The sequence below is a fragment of the Methylophilus sp. 5 genome, from assembly GCF_000515275.1.
Classification (GTDB): Bacteria; Pseudomonadota; Gammaproteobacteria; order Burkholderiales; family Methylophilaceae; genus Methylophilus.
Genome location: NZ_KI911560.1, coordinates 295,349 through 312,980 on the forward strand (window position 1 = coordinate 295,349; position 17,632 = coordinate 312,980).

Below are 17,632 nucleotides of genomic sequence, written 5' to 3' on the forward strand. Positions count from 1 at the left end.
GTATCAATAATGAAATGGCCTTGAAACGGCCTTCATCATGTACACCGGACGAATGCTAAAAAAGTATCAGGGTAAACAACATTTTTTATCCTGCGGCAGATGCAGGTTCAACCATGATCCAATAACGGCTTGGCGCAATCACTTGCACCGGTAAGGTTTTTTGCAGCAAATCCAGCGCGGCATCGGTATCGGTTAACGGAAACGCACCCGACACCGTTATTTGCTTTAAATCAGGATGGCAACGGATCACACCACGGCGATACCGCGCCAACTCTTTGAGTAAATGGTCTAACGGCATGTCTTGTGCCAGCAACATGCCTTGTTGCCAAGTGCCCACACGTTGTTCAGCCAACCGTGTTTGCTCAAAGGCATCTTGAGCAAATGAACGTTGCTGCCCGGCTTGCACCACTGCACTTCGGCCATTGCGGAGGTCAATACGGACAGCCCCCTCAGTGACGGCCAGCGTGGTGCGCTCTGCACTCAACCGGACATTAAAGCGCGTACCCAATGGCACCAGCTGCCCGTGTGGCGTTGTTACGACTAATGGGCGCTGATCCTGATGCCCGGTTTCCAGCCAGATTTCCCCCTGGCGCAACATAATCTGGCGTTGGGCGTGGTATTGCACATCGACTGCTGAATCTGTATTCAAGACCAGCCGTGTGCCATCGCCCAATTGCAGGTGTTTTTGCTCACCGACAGCCGTCTGGTATTCCGCACGCCAGCGCGAAAATGGCAAGGTGCGATAACCCAGCCAGGCAGCGGGCACTAATATACCCAGTGTGCCCAGTTTTTTGAGGGCATTGCGACGCGATGCCGGATCTATGCTTGTGAGCACCTGCTTAGCAAAGTGTTTGTGTGGCACTTGTGCAAAGGTGTGCTGTATGTGGGTCAGGCGTGACCAGGCCGCTGCATGCTGCGGATGGCTAGCCACCCAGTGTTCAAACGCCTCTAGCGTGGCCGCCGTTGGTTGCTCGGATTGCAGTTTGAGCAGCCAGTCTACTGCTTGCTCCAGTGCGGGCTGAGTGCCGGACGAGATCATAAGCTCAAGCACGCCAGATACGCCTTACGCATATGACGCTTAACGGTAATTAATGACAGGCCAAGCTGGTCGGCAATGTGTTGATAGGTCAAGCCATCTAATTGCGCCAACAAAAAAATAGCGCGGGTTTGCGCAGGCATGTTTTGCAATAGCCGATCAATTTGCTGTAGCGACTCTAAAATCAAATGCTGCTCTTCTACCGATGGGCACAAGTCTGCTGGCAGTTGCGCCATCGTTTCATAATAAGCACGCACGACTTGCTGGTGGCGCCAGTGATCGATCACCAGCCCTTTGGCAATATGCACCAGCAAAGCCCTGGGCTCCGCCGCCAACTGCGCCAGCTTGTCTTTATGCATCACGCGCAAAAACGTGTCATGCGCAATATCTGCCGCATCCCAGCTGTTACCTGTTTTTTTGCGTAACCAGCCTTGCAACCAGTCATGATGCTGGTAGTAGACTTCTTGTAATTGTTGCCAGCGCGTATTTAGCAAAGCCATAGCACGCGCTTTCCGGCCAACACAAAAAAGAGGCTCATCATTGTTTAACGATGCCTGATCACAACCGACTGGTCGGGCCGCCGGTCTACGTGCACGGGCAGAATCTCGGGCAATACATCAAGCAAGGCATCAATGCCTTTGATGTCGTATTCACCAGACAGGCGATATTGCGCGATGCGCGGATCAGCAATGTCAATCTGGCCAACATGGTAGCGCTGCACCTCGGCCACCACCTCGGCCAGCGGTGTGGCATCAAACATCAACCGCCCCTGTTGCCAGGCCGTGGCTGCGTTGTGGGCGTTGCAACAATGGTCGCTCATCTGGCCTGCTTGCGTATTCACAGACATACCCTTGGTGAGTAGTCGCGTTTGCTGTGCGGTATACACTTCTACACTGCCCTCAACCACGGTCACCACCGCGCCAGGCTGGGTATGGCGCACATTAAACACGGTGCCAATATCCCTGATCTCAGCCTGGTTAGCGTAAACGGTAAACGGCTGCCAGCCATGCTTAACCGTGAACAAGGCTTCGCCCTGCTGCAAATAAAGCTGGCGCGAACGCACATGCTGCTCGGCAACTAGCACGCTATTGGTATTCAATATCACCTGGCTGCCATCTTTTAATTGCACGGTCGCCTGCTGCCCAATCGCGGTGTGCAGTGTCTCGGTTGAAACCATGGGGTCCAGCCAGCCCACTGTCAGCAGCAAGCACATGCTGGTGGTGATCAGTGTTTTTTTAAATTGACGCTGCTGCTGTGTTTGCTGCCTGGCCTCACGTAAAATATCTTCTTTGGCCGGAAAATGCGCCAGCAAGGCATCACTATATGGCGACAACGAGTCCTCTGGCGCTTTCGGCAATACAGCAGGCATGTGGTTTTGCTCCAGCATCACAGTGACACCTCCCATGCGCGCTGAATAGCCGCCATGGCTTTGCCAAAGTGCTGCGTCACCATATTGCGTGAAATCCCCAATTCATCTGCAATTTCCTGCTGTGGCATCTGATGCAAGCGGTGCAATAAAAACACCTGGCGCTGACGGGCGGGCAATTGCTCAATCATCGTAATCAACGCGGCCAGCCTCTGCTTAAAATGCAAAATATGCGCACCATCATGCGTACTAGAGGTGGTCGCTATGGCTTGCATATCGGCAATATGGCGCTGCTGCACCTGCTGGCTACGGCATTTGTCAATGGCTCTATGCTTGAGCAAGTGCTGTAAAAATGCCAACGGCGTATGCACCACCTGTTGCGGTGGCCGCTCTATCAACTCGACACACACATCGTGCACCACATCTTGCGCAAAATGCCGATCACCAAAATGATGCCGCACGTAATTGACCAAATGGTCATAGTGATAGACCAAGGTCACAACGAGTGAGGAGTTTTCAGGGGTGAGTAACACAGTTGCCAGCTAATATATGCTTAATAGCCAATATCTTAGCTGGCTCTGATTTTTTTCGCAAATGAAAATCATTATCAATTGATTGTCAAGTCATGATCTCACCTATCTTTACTTACTCAGGCATAAAAAAACCGCCATGGCAGGCATGGCGGTTAAATTTGCTCACTGACAATACAGTGAAACGGGTATCAAGCCCTCTGCTCACTGCGCGCGATCAGGCACTGGCACGCAATGTTTTGGCAGCAGCCACCATATTGGTCAGTGCTGGCAACACTTCTGCCCATTGCCGGGTTTTCAAGCCACAATCCGGGTTCACCCACAAACGCTCTGCTGGCACACGTTCGGCCGCTTTTTGCATCAACTGCACAATATGGTCCTGGGTTGGGATATTTGGCGAGTGAATGTCATATACCCCCGGCCCGATTTCGTTCGGGTAGTTGAAGGTGTCAAACGCATCCAGCAACTCCATATCCGAGCGCGACGTTTCAATCGTGATCACATCGGCATCCATGTCGGCGATCGCAGCAATAATGTCGTTAAACTCCGAATAGCACATATGCGTATGAATCTGGGTTTCGTCCTGCACACCGTTAGCCGTGATGCGGAAAGACTCCACCGCCCATTGCAGATACTCTTTCCATTGTGATTGACGCAAAGGCAAGCCCTCACGCAAGGCCGCTTCATCAATCTGAATCACGTTGATGCCTGCTTTTTCCAAATCGAGCACCTCTTCACGAATCGCCAATGCCAATTGGTAGCAGCTCACTGCACGTGGCTGGTCATCACGCACAAACGACCAGTTGAGTATCGTCACCGGGCCCGTCAACATGCCTTTCATCGGCTTGCTGGTGAGTGATTGCGCATACTTGATCCACGCTACCGTCATGGCTTGCGGGCGGCTAATATCGCCAAACAAGATAGGTGGTTTGACGCAACGGGAACCATAAGACTGCACCCAGCCAAACTGGCTAAACGCATAGCCATCGAGCTGCTCGCCAAAGTACTCCACCATATCGTTACGCTCGGCCTCGCCATGCACCAATACGTCCAGGCCCAACAACTCCTGCTCGCGTACACTGCGTTCGATTTCAGTTTTCATCGCGATTTCATAGCCAGCGTTATCCAACGCCCCCGCCTTGAACTGACTACGTGCCTGACGAATCTCAGCCGTTTGCGGGAAAGAGCCAATGGTGGTGGTCGGATACTTGGGCAACTTGAGCAATGCGGCCTGTTTGGTCGCACGTTGCGCATACCCATTTTGACGTTGGCCCAATTGTGGCGTGAGTGTTGCCAACGCGGCTTTCACCTGTGGGTTATGCACACGCTTCGAGGTGCGACGCGCATCAATTGCCACCTGGTTCACTGCCAGGGCCACTTTAACCGCCGCACGGCCATGATTCAATGCCGTCGCCAATACCTGCAATTCATCCAGTTTTTGCTTGGCAAAGGCCAGCCAGGACTTGACCTCAGACTCCAGTGTCACCTCGCTATCGAGATCTACTGGCACATGCAACAACGAGCACGAAGGCGCCAACCACAAACGCTCACCTAAACGTTCGGCTATCGGCTCCAGCCAATCCAACGTCGCATTCAAATCTGTTTTCCAGATATTGCGGCCGTTAATCACGCCCACAGATAACACTTTGTGTGCAGGCAGCATGCCAATTAATGGCACGATTTCCTGACGGGCATTAATGGCATCTACATGCAAACCAGCCACCGGCAAGTTAGCTGCCAGGTATTGGTTATCGGCTAATGGGCCAAAATAAGTGGCTAACAACAATTTAACGCGGCTAGCTTTCAATTGATGATACGCCAGGTTAAATGCATGCTGCCAGTCAGCCTCTAGCTCGGTCACCAATATCGGTTCATCAATCTGCACCCACTCTACGCCTTGTGCGGCCAAGGTTTCCAGCAGCTCGGTATACACTTGCAGCAATTGTGGCAACAACGCCAGCCGGTCTGAATCATCTTTTGCCTTGCCAATTGCCAAATACGTCACCGGGCCGATAATCACCGGCTTGGCTTTCACGTGCTGTACTTTAGCTTCGGACAATTGCGCCAGCAAACGTGTTGCATCTAGCTTGAACTGTGTGTCGGCAGTAAATTCCGGCACGATATAGTGATAATTGGTATCAAACCACTTGGTCATTTCACCCGCCGCCACGCCACCGCAGCAATGCGCATGTTCTTCAGCAGACTCGGCAGAGCGACCACGTGCCACACGGAAGTAGTTATCCAAATCATCGCCATGAAAGCCTTGTACACGGGCTGGCAAATTACCCAGCGTAAAACTCATGTCCAGCACCTGGTCATAAAACGCAAAGTCACCCACAGGTGCCAAGTCCAGATTAGCTTGCAACGCCCAGTTGCCGCGGCGTAAGTCCTGGCCAACCTGTTTCAATGCATCTAGTGAAGACTGCCCTTTCCAATAAGCTTCTAAAGCAAACTTTAATTCGCGTTTTGCGCCTATGCGCGGAAATCCAAGATTGTGTGTGGTAACCATGTGTGCCTCGTGATTAATCGTTTCAGAACACGCATTCTAAAAAACACAAACCATGAAGTAAAATGGTATTATTTCAACAATCAATTAATTTTATTCATACATAAACCCGATGATTGAACGTATCCATTTAGCAATTATTCGTGAAGTTGAGCGGCAAGGCTCATTGACAGCCGCTGCCGAACATTTATTCCTGACCCAATCAGCCCTCAGTCACTCGATTAAAAAGCTGGAGCAGCAATTAGGCACGGATATCTGGCTACGTGAAGGTCGCAGTTTAAGGCTCACGCAAGCCGGGCAATACCTGCTGGCGGTCGCCAACCGATTGTTACCGCAACTTTCGCTCGCTGAAGAACGCTTGCGCCAGTTTGCGCAAGGCGAGCGCGGCACCCTGCGCATAGGCATGGAGTGTCACCCGTGTTACCAATGGCTACTCAAAGTGGTGTCACCCTATTTAGCCGCCTGGCCGGACGTAGATGTAGATGTTAAACAGAAGTTCCAGTTTGGCGGCATAGGCGCTCTGTTTGGCTACGAGATCGACATGCTGGTCACCCCAGACCCGCTGTATAAACCCGGCCTGATGTTTCAACCAGTGTTTGATTACGAACAGGTGCTGGTGGTGAATAGCCAGCACGCATTGGCGCAGTCGGCCTATGTGCTGCCCGAGCAGCTCAGCAGCGAAACCCTGATTACCTATCCGGTCGATATTGATAGACTGGATATTTATAACCAGTTTTTGCAACCCGCAGGCATCAGCCCGCAGTTGCACAAGCCAATAGAAACCACAGACATCATGCTGCAAATGGTCGCCAGCGGCCGTGGTGTCGCGGCCTTGCCGCGCTGGCTGGTCGAAGAGTATCAAAGCCGTTTTGAGGTGGTGCCGGTAAAACTGGGTAAGCAAGGCATCGCCAAGCAGATTTACTTAGGCATACGCGAAACAGAGGTGCAGATTGATTATGTGCAGGCGTTTATTGCGTTAGCCAACGCACAATAACGTACCTGCCACTTACGCGCAGCTACTAGGGCTTGAGCAAACAATGCGGGCTGAAGCAGGCTTATTGGGCGGGCTGCGCTTTAAGCGCTCGCGTGTTGATCAGCCAGTGATAGTCGCTATGGCAAGCGGATGACTTGAATTGATAAGCCGTCAGCAAGGAGCAAAACACATCATCATGGCTCAGCGGATAGTCTGCATATGGCTGGATTTGCGCGACCTGATACTTAAAGTGACGACCGAACCATACAATGGCTGGCACGTGGGTTTGCTCTTTAGGCGCCACTAAATAAGGTGCCGCATGCAAATAAATACCTTGTTCGCCTAATGACTCACCATGGTCTGACACATACAGCATGGCGGTCTCACGTTGAGCATCATATTTTTTCAGAAACTGAATCACTTCAGACAAGAAATAATCGGTATAAAGGATCGCATTATCATAGGCATTATCTACCTCCTGTTGGCTGCACTCGGACAAGCGTCCCGTCATACAAATAGGCATAAACTGCTTAAACTCATCAGGATAACGACGATAATACTCAGGCCCATGATTGCCCATTTGATGCAAGACAATCAACACGTCATGACCTTTGCTCTTGCTCACAAACTGATCCAGCCCAGCCAGCATGCCAATGTCCCTACACTCGTTTGCCTCGCACACAGAGTTTTGGCTTGGTGACTTAAAGTCTTCATAGGGCACACGCAAAGCCACACCCTTAGAATCGGAGTTGTTATCTCGCCACAACACCTTGACGCCGCGTTCACTCAGCACATCCAGCGCATTCTGCATATGCAGTGCTTTTTCTTCATTGTATTGTTTGCGCGTCAACATCGAGAACATACAAGGAACAGAAACACCCGTCGATGTGCCACAGGAAGTGACATTTTGTAAACTGACGACTTGCTCATTACTCAGACGCGGATTAGTCGGCTTGTGATAACCGTTGAGCGCAAAACGATCAAAGCGTGCCGTCTCTCCCACAACCATGATCATCAACTTAGGGTATGCGCTTGGTGCTACATTGATTTTCTCTGTAGCAACCTTGCTTAGGCCGCTCACTTTTGAGCTAAACAGCTTGCCCGCGCCCCACTTGATTAACGAGTAATTATAAAAGGTGGGGTTCGCATACATGCGCACAATCTTATGCTCACGAACAAACTCCGTGTACTCAGCCTTAAATGGCACAACCACCAATACAATACCCAGGCATAGCCAGCCCATATGCTTTAGGCGCACAACAATCGAGTCAACGCCAAGCGAGTGCGTCGATGTTTTCCAAATCAGCAATATCGCAGGCAACAGGCCAAGCAAGAGCATACGTATCGCAAAACTCCAGGTGAGTAACCCAGCGACTTCTTTGCTATCTGTCTTTAAAGCATTATCCAGCATGACCGTATCAATGATCACACCGAACTCATCCATATAATAGCCAGTAAACGCACTCGCCAGCACAATCAAGGCCAATAACCAGCGGGTCGCCCTGCCATGGCAAATGAGCATGAGCCAAAGGGCTGTGATCAATGTAAAGAAAATTGTCACACTGATGAGAAAGCCCGCATGTTCAAACCGCCAAGGAAAATACTTTAGCAAATGTGCAAACAGGGCATTGTTAGCCGTAAGCATTAAACCAAACGTCACCACCCAGATTAAACGCATTTGAGGCGTCATCACGTTCAGTATATAAGTCGTTAATGTTGAAAAGAAACGCATATTCGGCATGGATATAGTACAAGTTTAGTTTTTATCAATTGGGGACACATGCAACGATAAGCGCGTATGGTGACCGCTGCCTTTGTCACCACAATCTGTGACGGGGATTGATTATATCCGAAGTCAGTAGGCCATCGAATCGAACGCGAGAGTAACCCGAATAATTAGCAAAAAGACGCGGGGTAAGCGCGTCTTTTTTGATTATTTTCTGATGCTGCTTCTACGCCAGTAATACCAAATTATAAGTAGTGGAAAAGCCATGCTGAGCCACGAGAGCCAGTGCCAGATGCCAGTGCCCAGCAAGGCAGCCAGCAAGCCCAGGGTTGTTAGCAGGGCTAGCACAATCGGCCAGCCCCAAATGTCGATAAAACGTTTACTCATCGCAAGGCCCCTTTCGCCATGACAGCATGCTTGTGCTCAAGATCGGCAATGCGCTGTCCGGTATGCTGGCGGCGTTTGATCCAGAGATAAAGCCCACTCACCAGCACTACTATCGTGACCAAGTCCAGCAACGCCCAAATGACTTTTAATGGCAATCCACCATAGTCGCCAAAATGCAGCGGTTGTGACAGCAACAAGGTTTTCACATACCAGGGCATTTCCCTGGAGTCAGTCAACGTCGCGGTCTGCGCATCAATCAGCGCCGGGCGCAACAAGCGCGAGGTCAGCGGTGTATTTCCCTTCATAAACACCGTGTAATGATGCGGGCTGGAGAACATACTGCCAGGAAAAGCCACGAAGCTAACATGCATATCCGGCACGGTTTTTTTGGCTGTTTCAATTGAGTCTTGTAACGAGCCCAACCTGCTTGGCGGCGGCAGTCCTTTATAAGGCGCGATCATGTCGGCCATCTGGTCACCTTGCCAGACGGCAATCACCACCTGGCTCAAAGTATTGATAGTGCCTGTGATACCAACCACCAGCGCCCATACCAGTGTGGCTACCCCTAGCAGGTTATGAATATCCAGCCACTTTAACCTGGCCTGCTTCTCACGCCGGAGGGTGCCAAAATCAAGGCGGCGCATAAAAGGATGATAAAGCACAATGCCAGAAATAACGGCCACAGCAAACAGCAAGCCCATCAACCCCAGAAACAGCATACCAGGCAAACCGGCAAACATATCAATATGCAGTTTGAGCATCACATACATAAACCCGCGCTCCGGCGGTGGTTCGTCCAGCACTTTCGCCGTGCGCGAGTCAACCAGCACAATATTTGAATCGTCAGGTGAGGCATCCATGGATTTCGCCATAGAGACTAGCGTCACGTTCGGGTGTTCGTCCTGCTGCCAAAACATAAAACGGATAACATCCTGCGGCCGCTGCTTGCGGGCAGCCTCGGCCACGGCATCCATGCTGGCATTGGGCGTATTTTCCGCCATGACTGGGGCCTCCACCACGCCAGAAAGATGCTCAATCTCTTCATGAAAAATCAGTGGCAAGCCAGTGATGCACAGCATCAGCAAAAATGCCGTGCACACCAGACTGGTCCACTTATGAATCAAATACCACTTGCGTATACTCATGCTGCGGTCAATCCTCGCTTATCCCTCATGCATCCAAGCCTAAAAATCAGCCGTAGCCGATAACAGTAGTGTCCGTGGCATCCCCAGGTAGATATAGCCTTCGTTAGAAGTGTTCCAGTAATCACGGTTAAACAGGTTTTCAATATTGGCACGCAATGTAACAGGCGTCGCATTCAACACGGTTTTATAACGTGCCCCAATATCAAAACGGGTAATACTCGGGATAGACAAATTATTGGCTTGATCTACATATTGCTTGCTGGTGTAAATCACCCTGGAAGTGAGTGTCAGACCAGGCACAGGTACTGGATCCCACTCGCCACCCAGGCTGACTTGCCAATCAGGCACACCCACCGCGGTATTACCATTTAAAGCACTATCCTGATTTTTAACCAGCTCACCCTGCGTATAAGCACCGCCGCCCAGTACACGCACACCGTCAGCCACCTCACCAAACACATTAAATTCCACACCACGGTTACGCTGTTCACCACTCACGCTATACGTAGTACCGTTATTAATCGCACTAGGCCGCTCGATCTCAAACACACTCACGCTTGTGGCAAGCTTGCCCCAGTCCACTTTGACCCCTGCTTCTTTTTGTTTGGTTTTATAAGGCGAGAATATTTGTCCCCCATTACTTAATCCAGTCCCCGTAGGAGCCTGCTGCCCCTGACTCAAACCTTCAATATAGTTAGCATACAAAGAAATGTTTTCTTGTAGCTTAAACACCACGCCAGCAACTGGTGTGAGGGCCTTTTTATCATAGGGATCAGTCGTCGCGAAAAGATAAGATTGTTGCTCTACTCTTTGATGCCTAGCACCTAACGTGACCTGTACTTTATCATCCAAGAAAGACAGCGTATCGGCCAGCGCATAACTGGTCAGCGTCATCGCGCCATACTTTTCCTTATTCCCAGGCAAACCTGCTGTACTTGGCGTATCAATATACGATGGCGCATAAATGTTACCGTTAATCGTGCCCGATACAGCAACAAAGTAAATATCGGTATTTTGGCTGACCTTGGTGGCACCCAGGCTCACCTGATGGCCAACAGGGCCGGTATCAAACTTGATACGGCTACCCGCTTCAAACGACTCTGACTTGACTTCAAATAACTGCCACATGGCCATAGAGCTGTAGTTACCACTTGCGCTGGTCAGGCTCGGGTTCCCTGCCACGGCATCCATCTGGCTATTCCGGCTACCCACCCCAGCATAGACCATCACTGCATCGGTCAGGTCGTATTCGCCCCGCAACACCATAGAGCGGTCTTTCATTTGCGAGTGACCATATCCAGGATAATTTAACTGACTATCTGGCGCGCCGGGCATTTTGGTTAAACCAGCACCGACTGTAAATTGGCGGACCACTTTATTAATGGTCTCTTGCTGGTTGATGAAGTCGGCTGTCACGCGCAAACGTTCACCACGGTAATCCAGTGCCAGGCTGCCCATGAATTCTTCCAGCTTTTGCTGATCAAGCGCGGTATCGCCTTTACGGTACATACCATTCAAGCGCACACCAAACTCGTTATTTTCACCGAAGCGACGACCTAAATCCGCCGTGCCGCCATAGACGGAGTCACTCATATAGGTGACACCAAAACGGCTTAGTGCCTCATCACCTGCACGTTTAGGGACAATATTAATACTGCCGCCAACGTTACCACTCGGTGGCATGCCATTAAGCAATGCGCTAGGGCCTTTGAGCACCTCCACACGCTCAGCCATTTCTACCGGCACCCGAAAATATGGCATCAGCCCATACATGCCATTCAAGGCAATATCCTGGCTGGCCACGGTAAAACCACGGATAGAAAAGTCTTCGTTGATATTGGTACGGGCACTGGTCTGCCTGACAGAGGGATCATTTTGCAATACATCACCAATACTGCGCGCCTGCTGATCCGCAATCACTTCAGCGGTATAGTTGGTGACATTAAACGGGACATCCAGAAAGTCACGCTGACCAAGTATCCCGGCACGACCTTTACGCGCAACCTGGGCACCCGCATATAACGCACTGTTTTCTGGCAGCCTTTTGCTTAAAACTGCAACCTCAGGCAAGGTATCTACCCTCTCTGATGTGGTCGGCGATACCGGCAAAGCTTTCTGTAACTTGTAGCTGCCGTTGTCCTGTATCACTGCCTGCAAACCACTCCCCACCAGGATAGCATTCAGGCCTAGCAATACATCATACTGCCCACGCAAGCCACGGCTTTGCTTGCCCTGAGTGAGACTGGCATCAATTACCAGCAAAATCCCCGTTTGTCTGGCATAGGCATTTAACACCTGATCGAGCGAACCTGAGTTGATATTAAATGCAGGTAAAGTCGCATTTTCTTGCACAGCTTCTGCATAGGCGTGTGGCATGTAGGCCATCGATAGTAGGCCTGAAAGTAACATTAAACCAGCGATCTGCCTGATACGTAACGCAGGCATTGTTGCCTGGCGATAAGCGGGGTGTGACATGATTATTTCCTCATTGAAAAAGTAGTCTTCACTCCTATTCCGAATGAAAAAATAAAAGTGCTACGCTTGAGGACTGTTTTTACAAAATCTCACACCATTAAAAACAATGGTTAATTAAGCCGCGTGCACTCGCACCCAATACCTTGAAAAATAATCAATGCGCAACGGCAATGCCTGCAATAACGACTGCAACACTCTATCAGTATCCAATAACGGAAACACCCCGGATACCAGCATATTCGCAACCGCCTGGTCGTAACGAATCACGCCCGCGCGATAACGGCTTAATTCATCAAGAAAATCGCCCAACCGTAATTGCTCTGCTACCAGCCGACCATCCAACCAGGCATTCTCATTACCATTGGCACTCACCTTAGACAAAGCACCTTCCAGCAAACCCGCCTGCCTCCCGCTGGCAATGGTCAGGTCATGCAAGCCATTTGCGGACTGCAGTTTAACCGCCCCTTCATACACCGAGACTCTGGTTTCGTGTTGCTTCAGGCGCACATTGAATTTTGTGCCTAAGGCAGTGGCCGCACCATCAGTAGCGGCACCATAAATGGTACCGTGCCGTGTTTGCACCAGCAAAGGCCTGGCTTGCACAACATCCGGCGCCGTGCTGATATAAATTTCCCCGGCATGCAAAATGAGCTTACGCTCACGGGCACTGTAAGCAATATCCACTGACGTCGAGGTATTCATAACCAACTGGCTGCCATCTGCCAACACGACTTTTTCTTGTTGCCCGGTATGCGTACGGTAATCTGCAGCCAGCGTTTGCCAGCTGTCACTTTGGCGCACAACGGGGACAGCGCCGCCTGTCACCACGGCCACCCCTAACAGCTGCAATAATTGACGCCGCTTGGCTGATGGTAGCTTATGCCTGACCAAGCCGATGGTCGCCTGTGGGACCAATTGCAACTTTTGCTGCATGATTTCTATTTCTGACCAGGCCTGCTGGTGCGCGTCACTCATGGCCAGCCATACTTCAAATGCATGCTGCTGATCGGCAGTCACCTCTCCTGACCATAACAATACCTGCCACGCTAAAGCCTCCTGTTGCAGTTGTGCATAAGCTGCTGCCAGATTAAGGACATGTTGCTGACTCATAACATCTCCATGCAGGCTTGTGTGGCTTTCAGCATGTATTTGCGGACTGCCGCCACCGAGATGCCTAGCTGATCTGCAATCTGACTGTAAGTGAGCTGCTCAAAGCGTGAAAGAATAAAGGTCTCGCGTACCTTGGCGGGTAATTGATCAAGTACGTTGTCTAGTTGTATCAAACTTTGTAAGGCAATCGCCTGCTGCTCGGGCGAAGGTGCGTCCACAGGGGGCAGTTGCAGCAGCCACTCCTGATAGGCCAACTCCAGGCGGTGGCGCCTGTAAAGGTCTATCATCAAGCCTTTGGCAATTTGCGTTAAATAAGCGCGCGCCTGCTCAGGCAAAGGCGTTTTATCCGCCACAATCAGCCGCACAAAAGTATCTTGTGCCAGATCAGCCGCAGTGTGCTGGCAAGACAGTTTTTTTCGCAACCAGGCTTTTAACCAGCCATGATGATGACTGTACAAATGATGCAACTGCTGTTGCACCCCGGGGTCAGGCATAGACATAATTTACTTGTTAATAAGAATCATTATCAATGATACCCAACACCGATTGACCAAAGCAATACTTATCTTGTGCAAGACAGTACCTAACGCTTAAATTTTACTTTTTAAACAACCGTGCTGACTAACAGCAGAGTCAAATAGAGCACTTAGCCTCTCATGCCCACTCGACCCCGGCTGATGCTACATACAGCTACTGCACCAATCCGACCTGCTCACGCAGGCTGTTAATATCATGAGGCTCTCCACGCACAGTAAAAAAGGCACCTTCTTCTTCTGAGCGCTCGTTCAATACCTGACAGGTACTATAGATTTTGCCGCGTAGCTGCTGTGCTGACCAAGGCAGAAAAATCTCTGCTTCAACCAAGTCTTGCTGAAAAAAGTCGATGATGTGCTGGCGTAGCATCGCCACTTCTTCCGGACGGCGTGCACTCATGACAATGCAATCCGGGTATTTAAGCCGCAATGCCGCTTCACACGCTGCTTGCGCCGTGGCATCACCCACGTAGTCAATTTTATTAAACACGCGAATACGCCGCACCACATCTGCGTCGATTTCTTCCAGCACTTTATCGGTCACTTCAAGCTGACGCTCAAACCCTGGGTCGCTGGCGTCGATCACATGAAGCAATAATGAGGCATCCAGTGCTTCATCCAGCGTAGACTTAAAAGAGGCCACCAGGTCATGAGGCAAGTTTTTAATAAAGCCGACCGTATCACTCACCAGCACGCGTGGCACGCTCTCTGGGTACAGTGCGCGCACCGTGGTATCCAGCGTCGCAAACAGCTTATTCGCCACCAGCACCTCGCTGCCAGTGAGCGCGCGCATCAAGGTAGACTTACCGGCATTGGTGTAGCCAACCAAGGCCACACTCGCCAACGTCTGCCGTTCTTGACGCCGCGCGCGTTGCGTTTTGCGCTCGCCATCCATGACGATAATCTCTTGTTGCAGCTCGGCAATGCGGTCGCGAATCTTGCGTCTATCCAGCTCGGTATGCGACTCCCCTGCGCCGCGACCACCCGCGCCACTGCGCTGACGCCCTTGTGGGCCAGCCAGCTTCGCCGCCTCACGCAACCGTGGCGCCATGTAACCCAAACGCGCGATCTCAACCTGCGCACGCGCGGCACGTGAGCGGGCATTGCGGTGAAAAATCTCCAAAATGACCATAGTGCGGTCCATCACCTCACAGCCAACTTCCAACTCCAAATTACGCGCCTGCGACGGTGAAATTTCGTGGTCAACCAGCACCGCCTCAATAGGATGCACGGTGTGATTGAATGTCTGCGACTCGCTCTCCTCGGTCACACTGCGCACATACTCACGAATCTCTTCGCGCTTACCCACCCCAAGATAGCCAGTAATATCAAAGCCCTGACGCTTTTGCACAAAGGTGTGCACGACCTTGTAGCCCAGCGTTTTAGCCAGTTCGCGCAGCTCGTTCAGCGAGGCTTCAAACTCCATATCGCTCACATTTGGCAGTTGAACGGCAGCAACAACGGCATGCATAACGGGCTCTTTTACTTCACTTTGCATTAGGGGATAAGGTCTTTATGAGTGTGTGAGGGCAGATAGTACCTGCAAATGCGAGAAGTACCACCATGTGCGGTGAGATAAAGTGTTAATGAATGAGGTCGGTATGAGCGAGAGACGTAACGCCAATGGGACTTACGCAGAACGCGTAGGGCGGACTCGTTTACAGTCCGCCGTATGTCCAATGCTTACGTGGGCTAAATCTGAGAACAATTACTTTTGATTGTCGGCGAGTTTGGCGCAATGCAGATTAGCTTCTACTCGGTCAAAACGAAAGCTTTCTGGCAATCGCCCGCGAAATACGCGCAAGCGCATAAGCAGTTCTTTCGCATGCTCTTGTTTAATGTCGTCAGAACTACGCTCACCTGCTACACACAAGCTAATGTCGTCGCCCTCTTTAATCTCAAAAGCTTGTACAAAATTGTGAGGCAGTTTGACAGCTAATGAATTACCCCATTTTTGCACACGCATAAAACTAACCTCGCTTATTGATGACATGTACTAAGTGTGGAGCGAAACGGAATGCCACAGGCAAGTAACTCACATAGACTTTAGACAGACTTCTCAAGACGCTCTGCAAGCCACACTTTAATAATTGATTGCCTGGTCACACCCAACCGCACGGCTTCCCGGTCAAGAGACTCAATCATCCATGTAGGGAAATCGACATTCACCCGTTTTTGCGCTTGCATAGTGCGTGTTGCTTTTGACAAATCCAACGCAGCAGTGATATCAACACCTTCATCAAACTGCTGTTCAAAATCTTTAGCTTTCATAGAGTGCCACCTCCTCGGTACGTGAGCGACGAACAGAAATCAGCCGAACATTTGAACCTCTATAGGTAATCACGGCAGACCAATGCTTGCCATTAATCAGCCCGATCATCAGGTATCGCGGTTCATCTTCAGTTTTTGCAGGGATTTCCAGTAATCGGGAATCGTCCCACAACGCCTGAGCATCAATAAGATTAATGCCATGCTTCTGAAGGTTGGCCTGACTTTTTGTTTCGTCAAACTCAAAAGTGATCATGGTATAAAAAATATACCTTTATTAATTAAAATGCAAGCACCTAAAGGTGGTATGTACTTGAGGACGTTAGTCACATTGTGGGCAACTAGTTGCCCACCCTTGTATTATCCCCCTATCCTGATTTAGGATGATTGAGAGGCATCTCAATCGAAGGCTAAGATGACGAGCCCACCCTTGGGATAAGCATGCTATATGTAAGCCCGCAACGTAGATTGTCACTTAGCCTTCAATTTCCATCCTTTAAAATCGAACGGTATCTTGGGCGCAACTATTTTCTGTTGTAGCCCGCATTCACAAGGTTGATTCTATGGAAAACACTCAGTTAATCACTACACAACCTACGATATTGGGGCTCGACATCGCTAAAGATAAAGTGGATTGCGCATTGTTGAGGCTTGGTAAAGTCAAATCTAAAGTGATTCAAAACTCACCTCAAGGCTTCGTAGAGTTAGCTGCCTGGCTTGAGCGCCACGACGTTCATCTCATTCATGCTTGTTGTGAAGCCACAGGCGTCTATTGGGAGGCCGTTGCATTGTTTCTGTTTGAGGCAGGCCATCACGTCAGCGTCGTCAATCCAGCGCAAATTCATGCCTTTGGGCAAAGTCGCTTGCAACGTAACAAAACAGATGGCATTGACGCTGCCCTGATCGCAGCGTTTTGTGACACATCGTACCCGCCTTTATGGCAACCTCCGCCCTTCGAAGAGCGGACGCTACAAGCCATGATTCGTGACTTGCAAACCTTACAGGATATGCAACGCGCAGAATCCAATCGCTTGCTAGTGGCGCATGCTTCGGTTAAACCTCGCATACAGCGGCATCTGGATTGGCTGGCGGCTGAAATCGCTCGACTGGAACAGGATATTGACCAGCATATCGATCAGTATCCTGAATTAAAGAGTAGGCGCGCTTTGTTAACGTCTGTTCCAGGTATTGGCAAGCGATTATCTAGCTGGTTCTTGGTGATGCTCGGTAATGGACAGCGATTCAATACGTCAAAACAGGCCGTTGCGTTTACTGGCTTATCGCCAAGATTATGGCAGTCAGGCAGTTCTGTGCGCGGTAAAACACGTATCTCGAAAGTGGGAAGTGGCAGTCTTAGACGTTTGCTTTACATGCCAGCCGTTAGTGCCTATGCGAAGTTGGATATCTACCAACCTTTTATACAAAGACTCAAATTGGCCGGAAAACCGCCAAAAGTCATTATCGTGGCCATCATGCGCAAGCTCGTCGCAATCGCTCAAGCTGTGCTCAAAGCAAACAAGCCTTTCGATAAAAATATCTATCAAAAAGCTTGTCTTTTATAACGGTATCTACTTGGC

At 50.4% G+C, this 17,632-nt stretch carries 17 protein-coding genes; 2 read left to right on the forward strand and 15 right to left on the reverse strand.

Going from position 1 to position 17,632, the window contains the following annotated elements; all coding sequences use genetic code 11:
* Nucleotides 1–85: 85 nt before the first annotated feature.
* The 5 genes from METH5_RS0101295 to metE form a co-directional block, all read right to left on the reverse strand.
* Entirely contained in the window at nt 86–1,051 is a 966-nt protein-coding gene (locus METH5_RS0101295) for a FecR domain-containing protein (protein WP_232410891.1), read from the reverse strand.
* Complete coding sequence (locus tag METH5_RS0101300; RefSeq protein ID WP_029146796.1) at nt 1,036–1,536, reverse strand: sigma-70 family RNA polymerase sigma factor; 501 nt, start codon at nt 1,534–1,536, stop codon at nt 1,036–1,038. Before METH5_RS0101300 ends, METH5_RS0101295 begins: the two co-directional genes overlap by 16 nt.
* A gap of 44 nt (nt 1,537–1,580) precedes the next feature.
* Nucleotides 1,581–2,441, reverse strand: a complete 861-nt coding sequence (locus METH5_RS0101305; RefSeq protein ID WP_232410892.1) for a FecR family protein — start codon at nt 2,439–2,441, stop codon at nt 1,581–1,583.
* Complete coding sequence (locus METH5_RS14675) at nt 2,423–2,935, reverse strand: RNA polymerase sigma factor (protein ID WP_088177778.1); 513 nt, start codon at nt 2,933–2,935, stop codon at nt 2,423–2,425. The genes METH5_RS0101305 and METH5_RS14675 overlap by 19 nt, the downstream gene beginning before the upstream one ends.
* 214 nt (nt 2,936–3,149) lie before the next feature.
* On the reverse strand, nt 3,150–5,441 hold the full coding sequence (metE, locus tag METH5_RS0101315) for a 5-methyltetrahydropteroyltriglutamate--homocysteine S-methyltransferase (RefSeq protein WP_029146799.1): 2,292 nt from the start codon (nt 5,439–5,441) through the stop codon (nt 3,150–3,152).
* Nucleotides 5,442–5,550: 109 nt separating this feature from the next.
* Between metE and METH5_RS0101320 the strand changes: the two genes are divergently transcribed.
* Entirely contained in the window at nt 5,551–6,432 is an 882-nt protein-coding gene (locus tag METH5_RS0101320) for a LysR family transcriptional regulator (RefSeq protein ID WP_029146800.1), read from the forward strand.
* A gap of 61 nt (nt 6,433–6,493) precedes the next feature.
* Here the strand turns inward: METH5_RS0101320 and METH5_RS0101325 are convergent, their stop codons facing one another.
* The 10 genes from METH5_RS0101325 to METH5_RS0101370 all read right to left on the reverse strand — a co-directional run bounded on the left by METH5_RS0101325 (nt 6,494) and on the right by METH5_RS0101370 (nt 16,311).
* A complete protein-coding gene (locus METH5_RS0101325; protein ID WP_232410893.1) occupies nt 6,494–8,089 on the reverse strand; it encodes a phosphoethanolamine transferase in 1,596 nt (531 codons plus the stop codon).
* Between the two features lie 255 nt (nt 8,090–8,344).
* Nucleotides 8,345–8,524 (reverse strand): hypothetical protein, encoded by a 180-nt coding sequence (locus METH5_RS0101330; RefSeq protein WP_029146802.1) that lies wholly within the window; start codon nt 8,522–8,524, stop codon nt 8,345–8,347.
* Nucleotides 8,521–9,669 carry a PepSY domain-containing protein gene (locus tag METH5_RS0101335; RefSeq protein WP_029146803.1) on the reverse strand — a complete coding sequence of 383 codons (1,149 nt, stop codon included), beginning with the start codon at nt 9,667–9,669 and terminating at the stop codon, nt 8,521–8,523. The genes METH5_RS0101330 and METH5_RS0101335 overlap by 4 nt, the downstream gene beginning before the upstream one ends.
* 39 nt (nt 9,670–9,708) lie before the next feature.
* Complete coding sequence (locus METH5_RS0101340) at nt 9,709–12,144, reverse strand: TonB-dependent receptor (protein WP_029146804.1); 2,436 nt, start codon at nt 12,142–12,144, stop codon at nt 9,709–9,711.
* 114 nt (nt 12,145–12,258) lie between these two features.
* Complete coding sequence (locus METH5_RS0101345) at nt 12,259–13,254, reverse strand: FecR domain-containing protein (RefSeq protein ID WP_029146805.1); 996 nt, start codon at nt 13,252–13,254, stop codon at nt 12,259–12,261.
* Complete coding sequence (locus METH5_RS0101350) at nt 13,251–13,754, reverse strand: sigma-70 family RNA polymerase sigma factor (RefSeq protein ID WP_029146806.1); 504 nt, start codon at nt 13,752–13,754, stop codon at nt 13,251–13,253. Before METH5_RS0101350 ends, METH5_RS0101345 begins: the two co-directional genes overlap by 4 nt.
* A gap of 190 nt (nt 13,755–13,944) precedes the next feature.
* Nucleotides 13,945–15,285 (reverse strand): GTPase HflX, encoded by a 1,341-nt coding sequence (gene hflX / locus METH5_RS0101355; protein WP_029146807.1) that lies wholly within the window; start codon nt 15,283–15,285, stop codon nt 13,945–13,947.
* Nucleotides 15,286–15,495: 210 nt separating this feature from the next.
* Nucleotides 15,496–15,753 carry an AbrB/MazE/SpoVT family DNA-binding domain-containing protein gene (locus tag METH5_RS0101360; RefSeq protein ID WP_029146808.1) on the reverse strand — a complete coding sequence of 86 codons (258 nt, stop codon included), beginning with the start codon at nt 15,751–15,753 and terminating at the stop codon, nt 15,496–15,498.
* A gap of 80 nt (nt 15,754–15,833) precedes the next feature.
* Nucleotides 15,834–16,058 carry a type II toxin-antitoxin system BrnA family antitoxin gene (gene brnA / locus METH5_RS0101365; protein ID WP_029146809.1) on the reverse strand — a complete coding sequence of 75 codons (225 nt, stop codon included), beginning with the start codon at nt 16,056–16,058 and terminating at the stop codon, nt 15,834–15,836.
* The gene (locus tag METH5_RS0101370) at nt 16,048–16,311 is read right to left on the reverse strand and encodes a BrnT family toxin (protein WP_029146810.1); all 264 of its coding nucleotides are present in this window, start codon (nt 16,309–16,311) and stop codon (nt 16,048–16,050) included. Before METH5_RS0101370 ends, brnA begins: the two co-directional genes overlap by 11 nt.
* Nucleotides 16,312–16,618: 307 nt before the next feature.
* Here METH5_RS0101370 and METH5_RS0101375 point away from each other — a divergent pair, with 307 nt between their 5' ends.
* Entirely contained in the window at nt 16,619–17,617 is a 999-nt protein-coding gene (locus METH5_RS0101375) for an IS110 family transposase (RefSeq protein ID WP_051412804.1), read from the forward strand.
* Nucleotides 17,618–17,632 lie beyond the last annotated feature (15 nt).

Bases quoted from the DNA above. Each gene is read 5' to 3' on its own strand.
- METH5_RS0101300 (WP_029146796.1), bottom strand. From the start codon at position 1,536: ATGGCTTTGCTAAATACGCGCTGGCAACAATTACAAGAAGTCTACTAC.
- METH5_RS0101305 (WP_232410892.1), bottom strand. From the start codon at position 2,441: ATGGGAGGTGTCACTGTGATGCTGGAGCAAAACCACATGCCTGCTGTA.
- metE (WP_029146799.1), bottom strand. From the start codon at position 5,441: ATGGTTACCACACACAATCTTGGATTTCCGCGCATAGGCGCAAAACGC.
- METH5_RS0101320 (WP_029146800.1), top strand. From the start codon at position 5,551: ATGATTGAACGTATCCATTTAGCAATTATTCGTGAAGTTGAGCGGCAA.
- METH5_RS0101325 (WP_232410893.1), bottom strand. From the start codon at position 8,089: ATGCGTTTAATCTGGGTGGTGACGTTTGGTTTAATGCTTACGGCTAAC.
- METH5_RS0101330 (WP_029146802.1), bottom strand. From the start codon at position 8,524: ATGAGTAAACGTTTTATCGACATTTGGGGCTGGCCGATTGTGCTAGCC.
- METH5_RS0101335 (WP_029146803.1), bottom strand. From the start codon at position 9,669: ATGAGTATACGCAAGTGGTATTTGATTCATAAGTGGACCAGTCTGGTG.
- METH5_RS0101340 (WP_029146804.1), bottom strand. From the start codon at position 12,144: ATGTCACACCCCGCTTATCGCCAGGCAACAATGCCTGCGTTACGTATC.
- METH5_RS0101345 (WP_029146805.1), bottom strand. From the start codon at position 13,254: ATGAGTCAGCAACATGTCCTTAATCTGGCAGCAGCTTATGCACAACTG.
- METH5_RS0101350 (WP_029146806.1), bottom strand. From the start codon at position 13,754: ATGTCTATGCCTGACCCCGGGGTGCAACAGCAGTTGCATCATTTGTAC.
- hflX (WP_029146807.1), bottom strand. From the start codon at position 15,285: ATGCAAAGTGAAGTAAAAGAGCCCGTTATGCATGCCGTTGTTGCTGCC.
- METH5_RS0101360 (WP_029146808.1), bottom strand. From the start codon at position 15,753: ATGCGTGTGCAAAAATGGGGTAATTCATTAGCTGTCAAACTGCCTCAC.
- brnA (WP_029146809.1), bottom strand. From the start codon at position 16,058: ATGAAAGCTAAAGATTTTGAACAGCAGTTTGATGAAGGTGTTGATATC.
- METH5_RS0101370 (WP_029146810.1), bottom strand. From the start codon at position 16,311: ATGATCACTTTTGAGTTTGACGAAACAAAAAGTCAGGCCAACCTTCAG.
- METH5_RS0101375 (WP_051412804.1), top strand. From the start codon at position 16,619: ATGGAAAACACTCAGTTAATCACTACACAACCTACGATATTGGGGCTC.